The organism is Bradyrhizobium sp. Ai1a-2 (assembly GCF_000426245.1).
Taxonomy (GTDB): domain Bacteria; phylum Pseudomonadota; class Alphaproteobacteria; order Rhizobiales; family Xanthobacteraceae; genus Bradyrhizobium.
In genome coordinates this window covers 39,719-56,022 of sequence record NZ_AUEZ01000031.1, presented here as the reverse complement: position 1 = coordinate 56,022, position 16,304 = coordinate 39,719, and the positions used below count along the sequence as shown (strand labels likewise).

17 protein-coding genes are annotated in these 16,304 nt (G+C 62.7%); 7 read left to right on the top strand and 10 right to left on the bottom strand.

The features are described 5' to 3' along the window. Positions 1–4 precede the first annotated feature (4 nt). Entirely contained in the window at positions 5–928 is a 924-nt protein-coding gene (locus K288_RS0120280; protein ID WP_027581206.1) for a division plane positioning ATPase MipZ, read from the bottom strand. A 284-nt stretch (positions 929–1,212) separates the two neighbouring features. Between K288_RS0120280 and panC the strand changes: the two genes are divergently transcribed. Then, positions 1,213–2,064: a pantoate--beta-alanine ligase gene (panC, locus tag K288_RS0120275; protein WP_027581205.1), complete on the top strand. Its 852-nt coding sequence runs from the start codon at positions 1,213–1,215 to the stop codon at positions 2,062–2,064. Positions 2,065–2,154: 90 nt separating this feature from the next. Here panC and K288_RS0120270 read toward each other — a convergent pair whose 3' ends face one another. The 8 genes from K288_RS0120270 to mgtE form a co-directional block, all read right to left on the bottom strand. Further along, entirely contained in the window at positions 2,155–2,595 is a 441-nt protein-coding gene (locus tag K288_RS0120270; protein WP_027581204.1) for a DUF1489 domain-containing protein, read from the bottom strand. Positions 2,596–2,635: 40 nt separating this feature from the next. Continuing rightward, entirely contained in the window at positions 2,636–3,607 is a 972-nt protein-coding gene (locus tag K288_RS0120265; protein ID WP_027581203.1) for a hypothetical protein, read from the bottom strand. Positions 3,608–3,763: 156 nt separating this feature from the next. Continuing rightward, on the bottom strand, positions 3,764–3,967 hold the full coding sequence (locus K288_RS0120260) for a hypothetical protein (RefSeq protein ID WP_152535602.1): 204 nt from the start codon (positions 3,965–3,967) through the stop codon (positions 3,764–3,766). Positions 3,968–4,274: 307 nt separating this feature from the next. Then, positions 4,275–4,931, bottom strand: coding sequence for a glutathione S-transferase family protein (locus K288_RS0120255; protein ID WP_027581201.1), 657 nt, complete (start codon positions 4,929–4,931; stop codon positions 4,275–4,277). Between the two features lie 84 nt (positions 4,932–5,015). Then, positions 5,016–5,843 (bottom strand): hypothetical protein, encoded by an 828-nt coding sequence (locus K288_RS0120250; protein ID WP_244443187.1) that lies wholly within the window; start codon positions 5,841–5,843, stop codon positions 5,016–5,018. An 89-nt stretch (positions 5,844–5,932) separates the two neighbouring features. After that, complete coding sequence (locus tag K288_RS0120245) at positions 5,933–6,751, bottom strand: aldo/keto reductase (RefSeq protein WP_027581199.1); 819 nt, start codon at positions 6,749–6,751, stop codon at positions 5,933–5,935. Positions 6,752–6,787: 36 nt separating this feature from the next. Continuing rightward, entirely contained in the window at positions 6,788–7,084 is a 297-nt protein-coding gene (locus K288_RS0120240; RefSeq protein ID WP_027581198.1) for a helix-turn-helix domain-containing protein, read from the bottom strand. A gap of 65 nt (positions 7,085–7,149) precedes the next feature. Next, positions 7,150–8,571: a magnesium transporter gene (gene mgtE / locus K288_RS0120235; protein ID WP_027581197.1), complete on the bottom strand. Its 1,422-nt coding sequence runs from the start codon at positions 8,569–8,571 to the stop codon at positions 7,150–7,152. 121 nt (positions 8,572–8,692) lie between these two features. Here mgtE and K288_RS0120230 point away from each other — a divergent pair, with 121 nt between their 5' ends. Together K288_RS0120230 and K288_RS46070 are read left to right on the top strand one after the other, a co-directional pair. Beyond that, positions 8,693–9,475 carry a polysaccharide deacetylase family protein gene (locus K288_RS0120230; protein ID WP_043160291.1) on the top strand — a complete coding sequence of 261 codons (783 nt, stop codon included), beginning with the start codon at positions 8,693–8,695 and terminating at the stop codon, positions 9,473–9,475. A gap of 98 nt (positions 9,476–9,573) precedes the next feature. Further along, positions 9,574–10,905, top strand: a complete 1,332-nt coding sequence (locus tag K288_RS46070; RefSeq protein WP_043160290.1) for a polysaccharide deacetylase family protein — start codon at positions 9,574–9,576, stop codon at positions 10,903–10,905. Positions 10,906–10,931: 26 nt separating this feature from the next. Here K288_RS46070 and K288_RS0120220 read toward each other — a convergent pair whose 3' ends face one another. Further along, positions 10,932–11,306 (bottom strand): hypothetical protein, encoded by a 375-nt coding sequence (locus K288_RS0120220; protein WP_027581195.1) that lies wholly within the window; start codon positions 11,304–11,306, stop codon positions 10,932–10,934. Positions 11,307–12,039: 733 nt separating this feature from the next. On the opposite strand from K288_RS0120220, the gene K288_RS50730 reads away from it, so the two are divergent. The 4 genes from K288_RS50730 (at position 12,040) to K288_RS50725 (ending at position 16,304) form a co-directional block, all read left to right on the top strand. Further along, complete coding sequence (locus tag K288_RS50730) at positions 12,040–13,047, top strand: helix-turn-helix domain-containing protein (RefSeq protein WP_084799666.1); 1,008 nt, start codon at positions 12,040–12,042, stop codon at positions 13,045–13,047. A gap of 21 nt (positions 13,048–13,068) precedes the next feature. Then, a complete protein-coding gene (locus tag K288_RS49660) occupies positions 13,069–14,076 on the top strand; it encodes a helix-turn-helix domain-containing protein (RefSeq protein ID WP_027581192.1) in 1,008 nt (335 codons plus the stop codon). A 108-nt stretch (positions 14,077–14,184) separates the two neighbouring features. After that, entirely contained in the window at positions 14,185–14,997 is an 813-nt protein-coding gene (locus tag K288_RS0120200) for a serine protease (RefSeq protein ID WP_152535601.1), read from the top strand. Positions 14,998–15,359: 362 nt separating this feature from the next. Continuing rightward, positions 15,360–16,304, top strand: a complete 945-nt coding sequence (locus tag K288_RS50725; RefSeq protein ID WP_084799665.1) for a helix-turn-helix transcriptional regulator — start codon at positions 15,360–15,362, stop codon at positions 16,302–16,304.

Here is a 16,304-nt window from a genome sequence, read left to right as displayed (position 1 = left end):
CCCCTCAAGTCGCGATGATGTCGTGGACCTCGAGCGGCTTGTCGACCTGGCTGAACCATTCGGCCCGGTTGGCCGCGCGGCGGCGACCGCGCTCGTCCAGCGGCAGCTTCAGTTGGCGCAGGAGGCCAGTCACCTCCTCGCGCGCCGTGACGTGGCCCATACTGGGCCGCGTGCCGAGCGTCTGCTCGTCGATGTCGTCGAGCGCGGTCAGGCCGCGCGGGAAGAACTCGCGGTAGACAACACGCTCGGCAAAGCCGTCGATCGGGCGGAAACCGAGCCGCAGCGACAGCTGCTTCAGGCCGTTGGCGACGAGCTGCTTGTTGCGCGACCCAAGCATCGAAAGGCGGTTGCGGACCACGATCCAGTCGGTGGTGGCGCCGTCCACCTGCCGTCGCTTGCGCCTGACGTCGCGCACCATTTCGGCGTAGTGGCTTTCGCCCGTCACCGAATAGGTGGCGGGATCGATGGTGCCCAGCACGTCGAAGTCGAGGAAGCTGTCATTGATCGGCGTCACCAGCGTGTCGGCCATCGAATGCGCAAGCCGCATCAGGTAGGTGTCCGCGCCCGGCGTATCGATGACGATGAAATCGAATTTGCGCTCGACCGCGCTGATCGCCGCCATGAACTGCTGGAACTCGGCGTTTTCGTTCTCCGCGATCTGCATCGTCTCGCCATACTTGATGCAATGATGCGCGGGGATCTCGAGGTCGAGATTGGAACGCCGCGCCCAGGCGCGCCGGTTATTGACGTAGCGGGTAAAGCTTTGCTGGCGGCAATCGAGATCGATGGTGGCGACCCGCTGGCCGGCCTTCATCAAGGCGACGGCGATGTGCAGGGCGGTGGTGGATTTGCCCGAACCGCCCTTCTCGTTGCCGAGCACCACCACATGAGCGGAGCCGGATTGCCCCTGACCAGCCTGTCCCAGCATGACTCGATCCCCCAGACATCTTCAAATCGGGCGCTTCGACGGTCAAGCGAAATGCGCCAGGCGAGGAAGGAGCTGCCGACTGTCTTCCTTCATCATGAATCCATCGCAGGAGATGTCAGCCCGCAATCTTCTATCATCATCCGAGTGGGTCAGGTGCGCGCGCCTGCCGCCTTGGCGTCGACGCCCTCCCCTTGATATGGTCGGGCGCCCACCGCATCGGGCGAGTCCGAGCCTGTCTCGCCCTGACAGACCCTTCCCGAGCCAGCCCAAGAGATTGAATCCAGATGTCGCGAAGTCCTATGGTCGTCCGCACCGTCCCTGCCTTGCGCCGCACCGTTGAGGCTTTACGCGGCAGAAAGGCGATGACAGCGCTGGTGCCAACCATGGGAGCTCTCCATGACGGGCATGTGTCGCTGGTGCGCCTTGCCAAGCGACGCGCCCGGCGCGTCATCGTCTCGATCTTCGTCAATCCGACCCAGTTTGCTCCGACAGAGGATTTCGGCTCCTATCCGCGCACCTGGAAGGACGACGTCGCAAAGCTCGCCGCCGAGAAGGTCGACCTGATCTGGCATCCCGACGTCAAGACGATGTACCCGGATGGTTTTGCCACGCGGATCGCGCCGGAGGGGCCCGCCACCGTCGGCCTCGAAGATCGCTTCCGCCCGCACTTCTTCGGCGGCGTCGCCACGGTCGTCGGCAAACTGTTCACGCAGTGCCGACCGGATTTTGCGATCTTCGGCGAAAAGGACTTTCAGCAGTTGCGCGTCGTGACCCAGATGGCGCGCGACCTCGACCTCGGCGTCAAGGTGGTCGGCTCCAGAACCGTGCGCGAGCGCGACGGGCTCGCAATGTCCTCCCGCAACGTCTACCTCTCGCCGGAAGAACGGCGGGTCGCGCCGGAGCTCTATCGCGTCATGAAGGAAACCGCCCGCCGCATCCGTGCCGGCGAAGCGATCGAGCCGGCTGTCGCCGGCGGCGCCGAGCTGATCGAAAAGGCCGGCTTCAAGCTCGACTATCTCGAGGTGCGCCACGCCGAGACGCTGGCGCCGATTGCCTCGATCAAGGACGGCCCGCTGCGGATGCTGGTGGCCGCAAGGCTCGGCACCACGAGGTTGATCGATAACATCGCGGTGTAACCCGGGCAGCGTGTCACGCTCGGCGGGATCGGTCAGCGTACTCACTTCACCTCTCCCGCAAGCAGAGAGGGAGCACAGCATCCGTAGCCGTTACAGCAATCCGAGATCGCGCAGTTCGCGCCGCATCGGCTCGGGCATCGCAGCGACGCCGGAGGCGGCCGATTTCGTCAGGTCGGGCGGCGCAGCATCGGCGGTGAGGTAGCGCCAGCCCTGGAACGGGCGCATCGGACGCGGCGATACCGTGATCACCTTGGGCTGCATCACGATGCGGCAGCGGCCGATGCCGTCCTTGTCGCGGAACGGCTCGATCGCGACGATCTTCTCGCGCGCGGCGATCTCGCCACGGATCACCCAATAGAGCGAGCCGCCGGCAAGGATCTCCTCCTCCCGTTTCGGCGTCATCCGCGTGATGTGGACGTGACGCTGCGGCAGGCCCTTTTTCTTTGCGATCGCCATCCGTTCGGCAACCCAGGTCTTGAGTTCCTTGACCGAGTCGCAACCGACGGCGAGCTTGATGAGATGAAGCGGCATGGTCGTTTCGCTTTAGCCGCCGACAGGACCTTTGAAAAGATCACTCGTCCGAAGTTGCAGGCGCGGCTGTGGATGCCGGTGGAGGCGGCGCGATCGGCACCGGCGCGGGTGGCGGCGGACGTTTGGCTACCGCCTGTTTCTTGGCAGCAGCGGGAGGTGCTGGCGGGGCCGCCGGCGCTGGCCGTGGCGCAGGCGGAGCCGCGGCCGCGGCGGCCGACGGCGGCTTAAGCGCGGGCTCAGGCGTCATGATGCTGACCGGCGGAGTGTTGGCGGCCGACGGAAATTCGGCGTTGGTAGGTTTGCCGGTCGGGACCGATGGCGGCAGTGAACCGAGCCCCCCTGCTCCAGCCATCGCTGCTCCGGCCGCGGCTGTAGGTGCCGGCGCGTTCCACGACGGCGCGTAGCGGGCGATCAAGTTCTCGTAGAGGTGCTCGTCCATATTGGACGTGATCTGCTGGGTGGTCCCGAGCGAGCTGAACGCGGCGCACGAGGCCGGCGTGCAATGGTCGCGCACCGTCAGCACATAGGCCATGAGCCCGTAGCGGTCCCGCTCGATCGCCCGGCGCAGCGCCTGCAGTTCTGGCGATGTGTTGCGCTCGGCGGTCGCGATATCGCCCAACGACGTGAGGCGGGTGATTTGGGAAGCTGCATAGGCGACTGCGGCAGCCGCTGAGTCGGCGGAACCGAACAACACCTTTTCGCAGGCGTTCAGCACGGCATCGCCCGCGAGGTCATCGATGCAGGCCAGCGCCGCTGGCGCTGCGACGACCGGCTGCACCGATCGCGCGTCGGCAATCCGGCTGCCTGAATCGAAGCCGCGGATGGTTGCGGCAGCAGCGACCGCGATCGCGAGCAAGGTGATGACCGTCAGCGCGCCGTTGGCCACGGATTTCTCCGCGCGCAACAGCGTGATCAACAGGACAACGCAAAAAAATCCCGCTGCGGCCAATGTCAGCCACATCGGAAAGGTCGCGGAGCGCCAGATCTGATCCAGCGAAGAAACCAAGTTCATGCGCGGTGTCCCTCAACGCAGCATAAAGCACAGTTACCGAAGGCGAATACCTTCTTTCGGGCATTCAGCCTTCGGCAAAGTGGTTCTGCGAACAGGGCCTTTTGACGACGCCTCATCAGGGAACCGCGCCAAACGGTTGCTTGCGCACAGCTCTCTTCACGAGAGGACGAGCTGGCTTTCCTTTGCAACCCGTTCGAACGCTTCGGTCGAGCTCTTGATGCGGTACTGGCAATCGTCACCGTCGGTCGGAAGTAGCCGGACCACCTGATAGGTCCCGGTGGCGGCCGGACGCGACACGTTGCTCGCAGTGAAATAGACAGTCTCTCCAACGGAGTACTTATGCTTCAACGCCCTCTCCATTTTCTTGGATCGTCGGCGCGCCGCCTTAAAGGTCCCACAGCAGCGGCCAACGTATTGAGAACCCCGCGTCAAGTTAGCACAGCAGCGGGCTCAAAATCCAGCAGGATCGGGGGACGGGAAACGGACGAAATTTGTAGGCTTTTCAGCACGATAGAAGGCCGCTAACCGGCCGCATTCCACCGCGAGAAGGGTGAAAAGTGCGGGTTCCCGCGGAACAGGCGTTGTGGGCAGCTTGCCACCCGGACACGCATCATCGACGGCCGCCAGAAAGTGCTGGGCCAGCGCCTCTGCGAACTGATCGACCGGGTCAGACGGTCTCGAACCGCTCGATGACGAGCGTCTCGGCAAGCCCGTCCCGCGTCCATTCCTGGAACGCCGGCAGTGACGCCATCGCATCGACATAGGCCTGCGCCTCGGGCTTCACCGGGATCGCATAGGTGCGGAAGCGATGCACGACCGGGGCGAACATCGCATCCGCGCCGGAGAACGCACCGAACAGGAACGGACCTTGTTTGCCGTAGCGCGCATGGCAGTCCGCCCAGATCTCCTGGATCCGCGCGACATTGGCGCGAGCGTCGTCCGACAACGGGACCGCCTTGATCGGACGATGCAGGTTCATGCCGCATTCATTGCGCAGGGGCATGAAGCCCGAATGCATCTCCGCGGAGACCGAGCGCGCATGGGCGCGGGCCGCGCGATCCTCGGGCCAGAGCCTTGTTTCCGGATATTTCTCGGCGAGGTATTCGATGATCGCCAGCGAATCCCAGACCGTGATGTCACCATCGATCAGCGACGGGACCTTCCCGGCACGCGAGAAGCTCAGGATCCGATCCTTGTCCGCCTTTACGTCGGTGTAGAGCGGGATGAAGATTTCCTCGAACGGGATGTTGTTGGCGCGCAGCGCCAGCCATGGCCGCATCGACCATGACGAATAGTTCTTGTTACCGATGACGAGCTTCAACATGTGCAGGGGGTCCAGTTGGATCGCTATTTTGCCATAGCACGGCGGGGCCGTCCAACTCGGATCGTGACGTCAGCAACCGCACAGCTACGAAGGGAAATCCTGCGGCGTGAAGCTGAGATCGAGGACCTTCCACTCGCCATAGCGATCCGCCGGCAGCATCGTGTAGGGCTGGCACGCCTCCAGTGCACTCATCGCGCCACGCATCAGCACCGGCCCTTTCTCAGATGCGCTCGCCTCGATCAGCAGAGGCTCGTCGGCGAGCGTCCCTTGCGGCGTCAAGAACACGCGCAGCGTGACCTTGACGTCGTCGGAAGGTTTTAGCGCTGCCGGCAGCTTCGAGCAGGTCTTGAGATGGCGGCGAAACTCGGTGACGACGGTCGGGGTAAGGTCGGCCGCCCTGACTGCCGGCGCATCGAAATCGTCGTCGACCTTGCCACCGTAGCGCGCGGCCGGGGCCGGAGCTGGCGCCGCCATCCGCGGGAGGTCCGGCGGCAGTCCGAGTTGGACATGATACTTGATCGAGAGATCAGGCTCGGGCGGCGTGTAGGCTGGGGTGGCCGGCGCGGCCGCCGGTTTCGCCGTCGGCTGCGGTTGAGTTGAACCTGATTCCGCCGGTGCCGGCTGCTTCTGCTGGGGCTCGGGCTGGGGCGGCGGCGCTGCCGGCTGCGGCGCCGGTGCAGGCGGAGTGCTTACAGCCGGCTGCTGGAGCGCGGACAGGTCAATCGACGGAGACGGAGAAGGCGACGGAGAAGGCGATGGCGTCGGTTCGGGCTTCTTCTCGAGGTCCTGTGGCGTGACGATTTCGACCGGGACAGTGTCGGCCGCCACGGTGTCGAACGGATGTACTTCGGACAAAAGCAGCACCAGGGCCAGCACCGACAGGTGCGCAACCGCCGACGCCGTCACATCCACAGGAATGCGCTCCCGCAGGTTCATTCGCAACTGATCAGGTTTGACAGCCCCCTGCCCCTCAGCAGCATAGCGGGCAACCGAGGGGGGTCTCAATCCCATTTCGGCGCAAAGCCGAAATCGGTAAGGCGGTTCGAGGCGCTGCTCATGGCCGAGATCAGGCTCATGTCGTCCTCCGACAATTCGAAATCGAAGACGTTGATGTTCTCGGACAGCCGTTCGAGCTTCGATGTCCGCGGGATCGCGGCAACATTCTGCTGCACCAGCCAGCGCAGGCAGACCTGGGCCGCCGTCTTGCGATAGCGGTCGCCGATCCGCGCCAAGGCGCGATCGTTCCTGATGCGGCCCTTCGCGATCGGGCTATAGGCGACCAGCGCCATGCCATGCCGGGCGCAGGCGGCCTTCACTTTCGCCTGATCGAGATAGGGATGATACTCGACCTGATCGCATGCCAGCGGCTCCGGGCAGGCCGCCACCGCCTGCTCGATCAAGGCGACCGTGAAATTGGACACGCCGATATGCCGCGCCAGCCCGAGCTGTTTCGCGTGCGCCAGCGCGCCCATTGTTTCCGCAAGCGGCACCTGCGGGTTCGGCCAGTGCAGCAACAACAGATCGATTTCGGTCAGCCGCAGTCGTGCCAGGCTTTCCTTGGCCGAACGCTCCAGGTCGTTGGGCCTGAAATGGGTGGTCCAGACCTTGGTCGTGATGAACACCTCGTCGCGCTTCACGCCGGACGCGCGCAGCCCCTCGCCGACCTCGCGCTCATTGTCGTACATCTGCGCGGTGTCGATATGGCGATAGCCGAGCCTGAGCGCCTGCTCGACGATCCGCGCGCAGGTGCGTCCGCGCAATTGCCAGGTGCCGAGCCCGATCGCCGGGATCCCGGCGCCATTGGCTGCGATGATGTTCATACGCCCATTATGGGCCGCCCCGGCTCCGCTGCCAAATCAGGCTGCAGAGGATTCTGTGGCCAGCGCCGCGAATACCGTTTCGGGCGCATGGGCGATGACCGCCAGAAGCGCCCGCGCCGGTCCACGCGGGGCGCGCTTGCCCTGCTCCCAGTTGCGGATCGTTTCCACGGGAACGCCGAGCTTGGCGGCGAATTCGAGCTGGGTCAGATGCGAGCGGCGGCGGAGGTCGCGGACCGTGAACGGCCCGGTCGCGGCCTCCGGGGCGAGCGGGAACTCCTGCCCGTCGCGCAGCTCGACGATCCGCCCATCCGCTTTCAGCCGCAAACGCTTCATGGCCTGCTCCGGAAAGCTGCATTGTGGGCGAACCGCCTTAAGGGCCGCTTAACGCTAGCAAGCTGCTAATTCAGGCCGAACCACAAAGTAGCGATGCCGAGGAAGCAGAAGAAGCCGACCACATCCGTGATCGTGGTAACGAAGGTGCCGGACGCAACCGCCGGATCGGCGCGCACCCGTTCCAGCACCATCGGAATCAAAATCCCGCCGAGCGCGCCGGCGACCAGGTTGCAGACGATGGCGAGCCCGATAACCACGCCGAGGCCCGGAATCTTGAACCAGGCGACCGCGGCGATGCCGGTGATGACGGCGAAGGCAAGGCCGTTGACCAGACCAACCATAATCTCGCGCAGGATCACGCGAGCGGCGTTGTAGGACCCGAGCTCGCGGGTGGCCAGCGCGCGCACCGCGACGGTCATGGTCTGGGTCGCTGCATTGCCGCCCTGGCTGGCGACAATGGGCGCCAATACCGCAAGCGCCACCATCTTCTCAAGCTGGCCCTCGAACAGGCCGAGCACGGAGGACGCGAGAAAGGCGGTAGCGAGATTGACCAGGAGCCAATTGAAGCGCCCCCGCGCGATCGTCCAGACATTGTCTGACAGCTCTTCGTGGCGGGTGACGCCACCCAGCGCTTTCAAGTCTTCGTCAGCCTCTTCCTCGATGACGTCGACGACGTCATCGATGGTGATGACGCCGACCAGCCGGTTCGTGGTGTCGACCACGGGCGCTGCCACCAGATTGTACTTGCCGAACATCCGCGCGACCTCCTCCTGGTCTTCCAGGGCCGAGACGCGGCGGCGATCTTCGTCGATCAGGTCGGCGAGCGGCACCGGGCGACGCGAACGCAGCAGTATGTCCAGCGGCACCGCGCCCAGCCAGTGCCTGTCGTTGTCGACCACGTAAATCTCATAGAAGCGGTGCGGCAGGTCGACCGTGCCGCGCATGTAGTCGATGGTCTGACCTACCGTCCAGTTCGGCGGCACCGCGATGAACTCGGTCTGCATCCGCCGGCCGGCGGAGTTTTCCGGATACAGCAGGTTGCGCTCGAGCTCAGCACGCTCCGACGGCGGAAGCCTGTCGAGGATCTCCTCCTTGTCCTCCTCGTCGAGACCTTCGAGAAGCTGGATCGCGTCATCGGATTCCAGCTCGCGGACGCCTTCCGCGACGGTCTCCGGCTCGAGCTCTTCGAGGATTTCCTCGCGCACGGCATCGTCGACCTCGTTCAGTGCCGAGAAGTCGAAATCGGTGCCGGTGATCTCGACAAGGCTGACGCGGTCTTCCGGCGCGAGCGCCGCGATGAGATCGCCGAGATCCGCCTCATGCAGTTCCGCCACGACCTCGCACAGGAACGGCCGGTCGGCTGCGTGGATCTCACTCGCGATCTTCTCGACAAATTCGTGGCGGAGCTGCCCTTCCTCGTCCCGCATTGGCATCCGATCGAGGATGGACGCTTCGGCGGGATTGGCAGCGTCGATATTCTCGGCCATGCCGCGCCTCACCGTTTGACAGAAAGAAGGAACTCGTCTGAGTTATCGCCGCACGCATTACCCAATCGGCTGCGTCCTGCGCAATGCCAAATGTCGCCAACCGCGAAGAACAGGTGTGCTTATGAGAACGTTCGGTGCAGCCATTCTTGCCCTGCTCGCGGGGACCGGTGCGGCGCAGGCCGCCGCCGAATGCCCGCGCAAGGATGCGCTCGGAACGTCGCGCGTTCTGACCGTCGACCCCGCGACCTATCCGCGTGTCGGCACCAAGAGCTTTCCCGACACATTGCCCCTGCAGGATCACGAAGTGGTGTTGACGTTCGACGACGGGCCATGGCCGTCAACCGACCGGAAGATTCTCGCGGCACTCGCCAACGAATGTGTTCGCGCCACCTTCTTCATGATCGGAAAGCCGGCTTCCGAGCATCCGGAGTTGGTCCGCCAGATCGCGGCACTCGGCCACACGATCGGCCATCACACCTGGACGCATCACAACCTCAAATACATGAAGCCGGAGGACGCCATCGGCGAGATCGACAAGGGCATCGCCGCGGTCGAAACGGCGCTGCACGGGCGCGCGACCACGACGCCGAGCACGCCGTTCTTCCGCTTCCCCTTCTTCGAGATGTCGCCGGAGACGCTCGCGAACCTGGAGAAGCGCGGCATTGCGGTGTTCGGCGCCGACCTGTGGGCGAGCGACTGGAACAAGATGACGCCAGAGGAAGAGCTGAAGATTCTGACCACACGCCTGAACGCCGCCGGGCGGGGCATCATCCTCCTGCACGATCCCAAGACCCAAACCGCGGCGATGCTTCCCGCCTTCTTGCGCTATCTGCGCGATCACAATTACCGGATCGTGCATATCGTGCCGCCGGGGCCGAAAACTGTGTCGGATCAAACACATTGAACCGAACGACGGCTTCAGGTTACAAACCATTAAGGCGGCATTCATGACGCCGCACGTAAGGATTCGACATCGGACAAAGGGAATGCAGCCGGGGTGTTATGATCGCTAGCGTCAATGCGGGATTTTGGAGGCGATCAGGGACTGCGCTCTTTCTGGCGGTTCTGATCGGCGCGAGCGGCCAGTCCGCCCTCGCGGCTGATTGTCCCGACCATCCCGACGCGCTCGGCACCTCGCGCACGCTGGTGGTCGATCCCCGCGAGCACCCCCGGATCGGCACCATGCAATATGCCGAGACCCTGCCGCTGGACGATCACGAAGTGGTGCTGACATTTGATGACGGCCCGCTGCCGAAATACAGCAACCAGGTGCTCGACATTCTTGCCAGCCAGTGCGTGAAGGCGACCTTCTTCATCATCGGCCGGCAGGCCAACGCCAATCCGCAAGGCGTACGCAAACTTGTGGCCGCGGGCCACACCGTCGGCACGCACAGCCAGAACCATCCGCTGACCTTCAACAAGATGTCGATGGAGCAGGCCAAGCAGGAGGTCGATGCCGGCATCGCCTCGACCGTGGCGGCGCTTGGTGACGCGCGCAAGCTTGCGCCCTTCTTCCGCGTTCCGGGCCTGCTGCGCGCCGACGCGGTCGAAAACTATCTCGCCTCGCAGGGTATCCAGAGCTGGAGCGCCGATTTCCTCGCCGACGATTGGCACCATATCCCTCCGTCGCGCGTCTACGATCTCGCGATCCAGCGCCTGGAAGCCAAGGGCAAGGGCATCCTGCTGCTGCACGACATCCAGCCCCGCACCGTGGCGGCGCTGCCGAAAATCCTGCAGGAGTTGAAGGCGCGCGGCTATCGTATCGTCCATGTCGTGCCGGCGACGCCGGAGCGGCCGGCCACTCCGACCGACCCCGTACAGTGGCTGTTGCACCCACCGACCGAGACCGTGGCAGCGGTGCGCTGGCCGAAGATTCCGAATTTCGTGTTCGCCCAGACGCAGGCGCTGCCTGCCCCCGGACTGTCGAATCTGGATTGGCGCGATCCGGGCCTGTCCGATCGGCTGCGCCGTCCGCGCGCCGCAATCGCCTCGCAGACGGCGTGGCCGGGACCATTGCGGGTCTCCGAGAACACCCGCCCGGCCCTGCCGATTCCGGCCGCCTCCGTATTCGAGATGCCCGAAGGCGAGCGTGTGACCTTGCTGGCATCGCGTTCACCCGCCAAACGGCCGGAACGGGTCGGAGTATCCTCCGAAGTCGCCAATGCGATCGGGCCGATTTCAGCAAGAGCCCGCACGATCAGTGCGCGTCAAGCGCCGCATCCCCGGCATGCCACGCATCAGAACCTGCAAGGAGGCCGTACCGGTCGCGGCGCGCCCAAGCACGCCGTGCAGGCAAAGCCGAGCGGAAGCGCGCTTCACGTGGCAAAGCGCTAAAGACCGCGGCGGAGAACGTCCCGCGCTCAGTTCGTCACGATCTTGGCGATGCAAAGCAGGATGACGAGCGCCAGAAATAGCAGGTCGATATACGACTTGATCTCGCCGGCATGACGCAATTCGGTGACGGCGCCGACGATCTGCTTGCGCGAGGCTGCCGAACTCGGCCCCTCGACTACTGCTGTCCCGAGCCGACGCGCCTCCCCTTCCAGGCGCTCGATGCGCTGGAAGAAATAGAACGAGCGCAAGGCAGACGCCGCATGCATCGCCGCGTAGATCAGCAGCAGGATCGCGACCAGCGCGCGGTGCTGGTATTTTTCCATGAAGTTGAGGCTGAAATAGACCAGCGCCAGGAATACGAAGTTGGAGACGAAGCGGTAGACATAGCTGAGCAGGATCATCCTGTTCCCCGGATTTCCGAACGGCGCGATCGGTGAGAGATGGTGCTCGTCGGCCGGAGTCGCCGGCTCACAAGCTTCCATACCCTTAGCGTACGCGAATGGTGTTACGGAAAGGCATCGACCGGCGTCGGTGCGGAAAATTTGCGGCCGCGCCAGCGAGAACAACGTGCAGGTTCGCCGACCACCTAAAGCTCAAGCTGTAAGATGCGAATGATGAGCTCGGATGGCAGAGAATATGCTAGCAATTTCAACTATTTACCGAGACAGTAAAAGACAAAAATGCGCTTACCGCCTGTCGGTGCGCGTCGCAAGGACCCAGACGTCGCTCGATTTCGCCGATCGAACCGCACGGCAGGTAACGTCGTCTTCCACATCATGGTGAGCGGGTCCTGCGCAGGCGAGTAGCCCAGCTTACCCCGCCACCATCAGCCGACGTCACCGTGCGCCGGACGTGTCTACTGCGGCAATCAGGCGTCGATGCATTGATCGGATTCGTAGAAGCCGGTCTTCACTCCTCTGCGAGCGAGGCTATTGCCAAGTATCGGCGTAGTTGCCCAGAAGTGATACTGGCGCTACAATACAACTAGGATTTCGGCTCGTCTCGAATTTTACTAAATGGCGTAGCCCGCGCTTATTTTGCGACCGAACTACTCTTCCCGATCCCGATGCTCTCCTTGCTGCAAGCTCAGTTGTCCCGAGTAAATGGAAGTTCTGTTTTCGGGGGAGAACAGAAATGGCGTGGAGTAGAGTATTTGATTTATCTGATCCGTCGCAGTGCAAGTCAGTTTTTTGGTCAGCCGATGTCGAGCTCTTTCCGACGGCGAAAGGAAGCTTTCGCGCTAAAATTGCACAGATCGGCATAAGCAGACTCTTGGTGCAGCGATATCGAGTGTCGCTGCCGCAGGTCAACACCGTCGCAGTCAAGCCAAGCCGCAGATCGATTGGCTTTCTTACCGAAGCCAATCTATCAGCCTTCCTGCACTGTGGCCTGGAGGTCTTGGCCGGCGATGTCGTCGTGAACAGATCCGACGTCGTACATCAACGATCCGGCGCGAACCTCCACTATGGCACGATCTCTCTTGCGACTGATGACTTTGATGCTGCTGTTGAGGCGATACTCGGTCGCGAGTTTGTCGAAATGCCGCAGAAACGAATTATCCGCCCGCATTCTGCGGCGATGCTCCGACTGCTGAGACTGCACAAGATCGTAGGGCAGCTCGCTCATGACATGCCGGATGTTCTGGATATCCCGGAAGTAGGTCGCGCGCTGGAGAATGAGCTCACTCATGTCATGGTGAGGTGCCTTGCCGAAAGCGCCGCTGGAGAGCCGAGGACTGGCAGCTGTCGTCACGACGCCATTGTCGCGCGGTTTGAGGAATTCCTGGAGGCCAATCCCGACCGGCCGCTTTATCTGGCGGAAATCTGCACCGCGATTGGCGTCGCCGAGCGAACGCTTCGCGCCTCCTGCGAAGAGCATTTGGGCATGGGACCGATCCGCTATCTCACCCTGCGCCGAATGCACCTCGTACGCAGCGCACTGCTGCGATCGGACCATTCAAAGAGAACCGTCACCCAGATTGTTACCGACCACGGCTTTTGGGAGCTCGGACGCTTTTCGGTTGCCTACCGCACGCTGTTTGGCGAGGCGCCATCGCGCACCTTGCGGCGATCGGTCGAGCCGCCGGAAACGCGCCCCAATCGCCCAACATCGCTTGCAGCCGCCAACTTGCGGGCCGCTTGAGCCAGACAGGGAATTACTGCAATGCCGTGGGCAAGAGTTCTCAGATTTACCGACCCGTTTCCCTGTCAGGCGGCCGTTCAGGCCACTGATGTTGAGATACTCCCTACGACGAAGGGAGATTTTTCGGCCGAGATCACACAGATCCGCATGACCCGACTCTGGATGCAGCGTTTCGCTATATCATTGCCGCAGATCAGCAACGTTGCATGCAAACCCGACCGGCGGTCGATCGTCTTTCTTACCGAATCCAATTCGTCTCCACTCCAGCACTGTGGCCAAGAAGTCTTGCCCGGTGACATCATCATTAACAGAACTGACGTGGCACATTATCGATCTGGCCATGATTATCATTTGGGGGCGATGTCGCTCCCAATCGATGAGTTGGCCGCCGCAGTCGAAGCGATAACCGGCCGGGAGCTCAGCAACAGGCTGGACGAGCGTAGTGTTCACCCGAATCCTGCATTGATGTCGCGTCTGATGAAGCTTCACAAGGTAGTCGGACAACTCACCCATGAGACTCCCGATCTACTCGCAAAACCGGAAGTGCTTCGTGCCCTCGAGAGCGAGCTGGTTCATGTCATGGTCCGCTGCCTCGCGGAAGGCGTCGTGCTGGAGACGACCACGGGTGGCCGTCGCCATGACGCGATCGTCGCGCGGTTCGAGGAGTTTTTGGAGGCCAATCGCGACCGTCCGCTTTATCTCACGGAGATCTGCGCGGCCATAGGTGTTGCCGAACGCACCCTTCGCGCATCCTGCGAGGAACATCTGGGCATGGGACCGATCCGCTATCTCACTCTGCGCCGAATGCATCTCGTGCGGCGAGCGCTCCTGAGGTCGGACCCATCGACCGCAACTGTGACGCAAATCGTCACCGACCACGGCTTTTGGGAACTCGGGCGCTTTTCAGTTGCCTACCGAATGTTTTTCGGAGAGACGCCGTCGTGCACCCTGCGGCGCACGCCGGCGAACCCAAAGGTTGATCTCGACCGCCCAACAAGCCTTGCCTTTGCCGACCCCGGCCTCGCCTGAACTCGGCTGATCTGCAGCGCGTGATTGCCTTCGCGCGGCCGCCTGTGACAAAATCGTGACAACACTCGCAGAAAATCGCTGATTCCGGAAAAACCTCCGGATAAGGCGGTGAGTTCTGTTGCTCTGTTGCGGGGATTCGCCCTCCCCTGCACCAGAGAGAGAAGGAGGCTCTTTGGAATGCGCAGACGCATTGGTTATGGGGCGCTCGTTCTTTTCGTGCTACTTGCAAATACGCAGCTGACTTCCGCGACTTGCGTCGATCCCACGCATGTTGCCCACTCCGCCGTCAGCATCTTCAGACATTTTGATGATGCGGAGCGCGAGACACATCCGGGCCTGGTCGGCGTGCGAGGCACCGGTTGGTTCCTGTCCCCGACGACAATCGTCACCGCCGCGCATGTCACCGCCGGCATGGAGCTGTCGACGCAGGACTGGAAGTCGCTTGAGATCGTCGACGAGAACGACAGTCAATTCATCGCCGCCCGCATCCAGCGGCTTGCTGGAGGACAAACGGAAAAGCTGGCCGTCATCGAACTCGGACGCGCCGTGCTCAACGCGCAGAGTGCGGCGATCCGCCAGGAGCCGCTCGTTCCGGAAGAGCGGGTCGTGGCGCTCGCGTATCCCACAGGCCGCCCGCAGCTCGTCGAAGGACGGTTCGTTCGGTTTGGAGACGGCGGGAAGCTGAAGGGTATGGCCCTCCTCGAAATGTATGAGGGCGAGAATCGCCTCATCATCGATCACGGCGCCTCCGGAGCGCCGATTATTGATTGTGAAGGCCGCGTCACAGCGGTCGTCAGCAACGTGTTCACCCAGAGCATTGCCTGGGCCCATCGGGAGATAAGGATATCGACAGCGTGGGGAATGCCCAATGTCGTGTCGGTACCGGTGCAAGCGCTGGAAGAATTTTCCGAGGCCAGATGAGACTCGCGTTGTTGCAATAAAGCTCCTTTGCCGCTTCGCACGGCGCTGAGCGTCCATGCCGATGAAGCGATCTTTCCTGCACCGGCCATCCGACCCTGTGATTGCCTGCTATCTGCCGTTATTGCATAGGCGCCTCGGGCCGGTTGTATATCGTCGCCGTGGTCGGGGCTGACATTTATCGGGGACCGCTCAGCTCGTCCTGGCTTGCCGGAATTGCACATGCGTCAAAATCACCACCAACATCGGGCTTCCGAACCCGCATAGCCGAAAGCGGCCAAACGACCTCATGCTGCCTCTTTCGAGCAGACCGGTAGCTTCAACGGGTCGCAACCACTGTCCGCCGGTCCGACGGGACGGGGCAAATGGCAGAAGGCGGTACACTCACGTTTAGCGACGCTGACGGCTATGCCGCAGGATTCGGCGATGCACGTATCAGTCTAACGATAACGGGTGCCGGCGATTTCCGGGCAGAGCTAACACGTTTGAGATTGAACCATCTGGAATTGTGTCGGTGCCGCGAAATCCTTCCGCGCATCGCTTACATCTCGCTGCCCCCCGATCGGATATTCCTCTCTTTTCCCGTCGGTGCCGCGTCCCTCGTGTCCGATGGGCTCGTCTTGCGGAACGGCGCCATGGTTTTGCACGGTCGCGGCGAGAGCACCCATCAGCGATCCCACGGCGCATCCCAATGGGGCTTGATAGCCCTATCGCCAGACCAATTCGGGACTTGCAGCAAGGCTTTGACCGGACGGGAAATCCCGCCGCCGCGCGTGAGCCGAACGCTCCACCCTGCCCACGCGGATATATCAAGATTCCGTCTTCTCTTCAGAGAAGCGTGCCACCTTGCAGAGACCGGACGGAAATTGATCGAGCGTCCTGAGGTGGCAAGGGCGCTGGAGCAGGAATTGCTTCACGCGATCATCAATTGTCTGACCTCCGCCGACATCGACAACAGCAACTCCAAGACAAGACACCATCATACCGCCGTCATGAGCCGTTTCGAGGATGGCCTAAGCAAACGCATCGATCAACGCCTCAAAATGCCAGCGCTTTGCGCAGAGATCGGCGTGCCGGAGCGTAGCCTGCGGATGTGTTGCGCAAAGTTCCTTGGCGTAAGCCCCGCACGATATCTCCTGTTGCGACGATTGAACCAGGCTCGCTCGGCTCTGCGACGTGCCGATCCTTCGATGGCCACCGTCGCGGAGGTCGCGCGGAATCATCAATTCCTGGAGCTTGGGCGCTTTGCGGTGACGTATCGCACAACCTTCGGAGAGTCGCCTTCCGTTACGCTGCAACGCGATCCGTAG

What these genes read in the sequence shown, in the direction of transcription:
- K288_RS50730 (WP_084799666.1), top strand. Translation starts at nt 12,040, where the DNA reads ATGGCGTGGAGTAGAGTATTTGATTTATCTGATCCGTCGCAGTGCAAG.
- K288_RS0120280 (WP_027581206.1), bottom strand. Translation starts at nt 928, where the DNA reads ATGCTGGGACAGGCTGGTCAGGGGCAATCCGGCTCCGCTCATGTGGTG.
- K288_RS46070 (WP_043160290.1), top strand. Translation starts at nt 9,574, where the DNA reads ATGATCGCTAGCGTCAATGCGGGATTTTGGAGGCGATCAGGGACTGCG.
- K288_RS0120260 (WP_152535602.1), bottom strand. Translation starts at nt 3,967, where the DNA reads ATGGAGAGGGCGTTGAAGCATAAGTACTCCGTTGGAGAGACTGTCTAT.
- K288_RS0120240 (WP_027581198.1), bottom strand. Translation starts at nt 7,084, where the DNA reads ATGAAGCGTTTGCGGCTGAAAGCGGATGGGCGGATCGTCGAGCTGCGC.
- mgtE (WP_027581197.1), bottom strand. Translation starts at nt 8,571, where the DNA reads ATGGCCGAGAATATCGACGCTGCCAATCCCGCCGAAGCGTCCATCCTC.
- K288_RS0120255 (WP_027581201.1), bottom strand. Translation starts at nt 4,931, where the DNA reads ATGTTGAAGCTCGTCATCGGTAACAAGAACTATTCGTCATGGTCGATG.
- K288_RS0120220 (WP_027581195.1), bottom strand. Translation starts at nt 11,306, where the DNA reads ATGATCCTGCTCAGCTATGTCTACCGCTTCGTCTCCAACTTCGTATTC.
- K288_RS0120245 (WP_027581199.1), bottom strand. Translation starts at nt 6,751, where the DNA reads ATGAACATCATCGCAGCCAATGGCGCCGGGATCCCGGCGATCGGGCTC.
- K288_RS0120230 (WP_043160291.1), top strand. Translation starts at nt 8,693, where the DNA reads ATGAGAACGTTCGGTGCAGCCATTCTTGCCCTGCTCGCGGGGACCGGT.
- panC (WP_027581205.1), top strand. Translation starts at nt 1,213, where the DNA reads ATGTCGCGAAGTCCTATGGTCGTCCGCACCGTCCCTGCCTTGCGCCGC.
- K288_RS50725 (WP_084799665.1), top strand. Translation starts at nt 15,360, where the DNA reads ATGGCAGAAGGCGGTACACTCACGTTTAGCGACGCTGACGGCTATGCC.
- K288_RS49660 (WP_027581192.1), top strand. Translation starts at nt 13,069, where the DNA reads ATGCCGTGGGCAAGAGTTCTCAGATTTACCGACCCGTTTCCCTGTCAG.
- K288_RS0120270 (WP_027581204.1), bottom strand. Translation starts at nt 2,595, where the DNA reads ATGCCGCTTCATCTCATCAAGCTCGCCGTCGGTTGCGACTCGGTCAAG.
- K288_RS0120265 (WP_027581203.1), bottom strand. Translation starts at nt 3,607, where the DNA reads ATGAACTTGGTTTCTTCGCTGGATCAGATCTGGCGCTCCGCGACCTTT.